Origin of the sequence: Nocardiopsis sp. TNDT3 (assembly GCF_003427465.1) — a bacterium.
GTDB classification, from domain to species: Bacteria; Actinomycetota; Actinomycetes; order Streptosporangiales; family Streptosporangiaceae; genus Nocardiopsis; species Nocardiopsis dassonvillei.
Window position 1 is genome coordinate 1 of sequence record NZ_QPFC01000668.1, and the last position, 4092, is coordinate 4092.

The 4092-nt window shown below is 72.5% G+C and carries 2 protein-coding genes and 1 riboswitch; both genes read left to right on the forward strand.

The genetic code is table 11. The annotated features are described in order from the left end of the window. Positions 1–266 precede the first annotated feature (266 nt). Positions 267–755 (forward strand): MerR family transcriptional regulator, encoded by a 489-nt coding sequence (locus tag DQW06_RS16805; RefSeq protein ID WP_019609133.1) that lies wholly within the window; start codon positions 267–269, stop codon positions 753–755. A gap of 231 nt (positions 756–986) precedes the next feature. Then, a riboswitch (glycine riboswitch) is annotated at positions 987–1076 on the forward strand. Between the two features lie 98 nt (positions 1077–1174). Continuing rightward, entirely contained in the window at positions 1175–4069 is a 2895-nt protein-coding gene (gene gcvP, locus DQW06_RS16810; RefSeq protein WP_117198893.1) for an aminomethyl-transferring glycine dehydrogenase, read from the forward strand. Positions 4070–4092 lie beyond the last annotated feature (23 nt).

A 4092-nucleotide genomic window follows, 5' to 3' on the forward strand; every position in this document is an offset into this window, starting at 1 on the left:
GGCACACCGGCGCCGCGCGCACTTGGCGACGCGCCGCGCGGTGTCGTTGACGCTGCCGGTCGGCCGTCCTACCTTCAGTGCAGTGGAACCCACGGCGCACCCGTTCCCTGAGTGGACATCCCCTGTCGAGACCGCCGTGGGACGAGAAGCCGGAGGTCGGCGTGGCGGTAGCGAGCGGCAAGCGGGATCCCCATGACAGGCGGTCCGCGCTGCGGCTAGCGGGGCAGCAGGGCCTACTGTGCGAAGAAGACTTGGTGGCGCTGCCTATGGACGTCGGGTATCGGGGCCCCGCGGCGTGTACGGCCGCCGGGATCAGCTACCGCCAGCTCGACTACTGGGCCAGGACCGGCCTGGTGGAGCCGAGCGTGCTCACCGGAGCCCACAACGCCCCCCTGTACAGCCTCCCCGACATCCTGCTGCTCAAGGTCGCCAAACGGCTCCTGGACACCGGGATATCCCTCCAGCAGATCCGCACCGCGGTCGACCACCTGCGCGGCCGTCCCGCCCCCGACCTGGCCCGCATCACCCTCATGAGCGACGGCGTCAGCGTCTACGAGTGCACCTCCCCGGAGGAGGTCGTGGACCTCATGCAGCGCGGGCAGGGCATGTTCGGACTGGCGCTGGGCAACGTCTGGCGCGAGGTGGAGGAGGCCCTGGGCGTGGTGCCCGCGGAGGAGCGGGCCGACCTGCCCGCCGCCGCGCCCCAGCCCGTGGACGAGCTGGCCAGGCGCCGCCGGGAGCGCCGTACCGGCTGAGACCGACAGGCGCCGCCCCCAGCCCCGGGGCGGCCGTGTGCCGGCAGGGGGCGCGGGTGCTTCGGCGCCGCGGTTATTTGGACGAACCTCCAGGTTCTGGGTGTGATGTGGGCGAAACGCCTGCCCGGAAGAGCCGCCCGGGGCGGCCATCGAGTACGGTCGTAGTCACAACAGGGATGAAAACCGACATTCACCCTGCTTGTACACACGTACAGATCGTCAGCTGGCTGTCGACACCGCGCGAGAGAGACCCCGCAACGGGGCGCCGACGGGGCAATACTCCCCAGTAACCTCTCAGGCACCATGGACCGCGTGGAGGAGGCCGCTCTGAAGCCTGGGCGCCGTCGTGCCCGGTGACAGAGGGGGAGACCGTGAGGAACACCGCCGACCCGACTCGGCCCTGTCACCAGGAGGTCTCCGTGCCAGACCAGCCCGTGCACACCCCCGGCGCGCCCGCCCGGGTGTTCGCCGACCGCCACATCGGCCCCACACCCGCCGAGGTCCAGGAGATGCTCAAGGCGGTCGGCTACGGCTCCACCGCCGAACTCATGGCCGACGCCGTGCCCGAGTCCATCCTCACCGGCCCCGGCCGCAGCGCGCCGCTTGACCTGCCCCCGGCGCTGAGCGAGGCCGAGGCCCTGGCCGAGCTGCGCGACCTGGCCTCCCGCAACCAGGTGCGCACCTCGCTGATCGGCCAGGGCTACTACGGCACCCTCACCCCGCCGGTCATCCTGCGCAACATCATGGAGAACCCCGCCTGGTACACGGCCTACACGCCCTACCAGCCCGAGATCTCCCAGGGCCGCCTGGAGGCCCTGCTCAACTTCCAGACCATGGTCTCGGACCTGACCGGCCTGCCCGTCTCGGGCTCCTCCCTGCTCGACGAGGCCACCGCCGCCGCCGAGGCCATGACCCTGGCCCGCCGCGCCTCCAAGAGCAGGGCCGACGTCTTCGTCGTCGACGCCGACGTCTTCCCCCAGACCCTGCACGTGCTGCGCACCCGCGCCGAACCCCTCGGCATCGAGGTCGTGGTCGCCGACCTGTCGCAGGGCCTGCCCGAGGGCGACGCCTTCGGCGTCCTGGTGCAGTACCCGGCCTCCAGCGGCGCCGTGCGCGACCCGGGCCGGGTCATCGCCCAGGCCCACGAACGCGGCGCCCTCGCGGTGGTGGCCGCCGACATCCTGGCCCTGACGCTGCTGCGCAGCCCCGGCGACCTGGGCGCCGACATCGCCGTCGGCTCCACCCAGCGCTTCGGCGTCCCGCTCGGTTTCGGCGGCCCGCACGCCGGTTACATGTCCGTGGGCGAGAAGCTGCGCCGCCAGCTGCCCGGCCGCCTGGTCGGCGTCTCGGTGGACAACGCGGGCAAGCCCGCCTACCGGCTGGCGCTCCAGACCCGCGAGCAGCACATCCGCCGCGAGAAGGCCACCAGCAACATCTGCACCGCGCAGGTCCTGCTCGCCGTCATGGCCGGGATGTACGCCGTCTACCACGGTCCCGACGGCCTGCGCGCGATCGCCCGCCAGGTGCACACCCGCACCGCCGCCCTGGCCGACGCCCTCGCCGAGCGCGGCTTCGAGGTCCTGCACCGGGCCTACTTCGACACCCTGCGCGTGCGCGTGCCCAGTGCCGCCCGGGTCGTGGAGTCCGCCCTGGAGGCCGGGTACAACCTGCTGGCCGCGGACGAGTACACGGTCGGCGTGAGCGTGGACGAGACCACCACCGAGGCCGACCTGGAGAAGGTCCTGGCCGCCTTCGGCGAGGCCGAGCGCGGCTCCTCGCGCGTGCGCCTGAGCGTGGACGAGGACGCCGACCGCCTGCCCGCCGAGCTGGCCCGCCAGGTGGACTACCTCACCCACCCGGTGTTCGGCACCCACCGCAGCGAGACCTCGCTGCTGCGCTACATGCGCCGCCTCTCCGACCGCGACCTGGCCCTGGACCGCACGATGATCCCGCTGGGCTCGTGCACCATGAAGCTCAACGCCACGGCGGAGATGGAGCCCGTCACCTGGCCCGAGTTCGCCGGGCTGCACCCGCTGGCGCCGCTGGACCAGGCCGCCGGGAGCGTGGCCCTGATCCGCCAGCTGGAGGCCTGGCTGGCCGAGGTCACCGGCTACGACGCGGTGTCCCTCCAGCCCAACGCCGGGTCCCAGGGCGAGTTCGCCGGGCTGCTGGCCATCCGCGGCTACCACCGCTCGCGCGGCGAGGCCCACCGCGACGTGTGCCTGATCCCCAGCTCCGCGCACGGCACCAACGCCGCCAGCGCCGTGATGGCCGGTATGCGCGTGGCCGTGGTGGCCTGCGACGACAACGGCAACGTCGACCTGGAGGACCTGCGCGCCAAGACCGGCAAGCACGCCGACGACCTGGCCGCCATCATGATCACCTACCCGTCCACGCACGGCGTGTACGAGGACACCGTCACCGAGGTGTGCCGCCTGGTCCACGAGGCGGGCGGCCAGGTGTACGTGGACGGCGCCAACCTCAACGCGCTGCTGGGCTGGGCCAAGCCGGGCGAGTTCGGGGCCGACGTCAGCCACCTCAACCTGCACAAGACCTTCTGCATCCCGCACGGCGGCGGCGGTCCGGGCGTGGGCCCGGTCGCGGTCCGCTCGCACCTGGCCGGTTTCCTGCCCAACCACCCGGGCCAGCCTGAGGCGGGTCCGCACACGGGGGTCGGACCGGTCTCGGCGGCCCCGTTCGGCTCGGCGGGCATCCTGCCCATCTCCTGGGCCTACGTGCGCATGATGGGCGAGGAGGGGCTGCGCTCGGCCACCGAGGTCGCCGTGCTGTCGGCGAACTACCTGGCCAAGCGGCTGGAGCCCTACTTCCCGGTGCTCTACACCGGTGCGGGCGGTCTGGTGGCGCACGAGTGCGTCGTGGACATCCGCCCGCTCCAGAAGGCCAGCGGCATCAGCAACGAGGACCTCGCCAAGCGGCTCATGGACTACGGCTTCCACGCGCCGACGATGTCGTTCCCGGTCAACGGCACCCTGATGGTGGAGCCGACCGAGAGCGAGAACCTCGCCGAGCTGGACCGCTTCGTGGAGGCGATGGTCGCGATCCGCGGCGAGATCGACAAGGTGGCCTCGGGGGAGTGGGACGCGCAGGACAACCCGCTGCGCAACGCCCCGCACACCGCTGAGGCGGTGACCGCGGACGAGTGGTCGCACGGCTACACGCGCGCCGAGGCGGCCTACCCGCTGGCGTCGCTGCGCACGGACAAGTACTGGCCCCCGGTCGGCCGGATCGACCAGGCCTACGGTGACCGCAACCTGGTCTGCTCCTGCCCGCCGCCGGAGGCCTTCGAGCTGTAGGGCGGCCCGGGCCGCCCTACAGC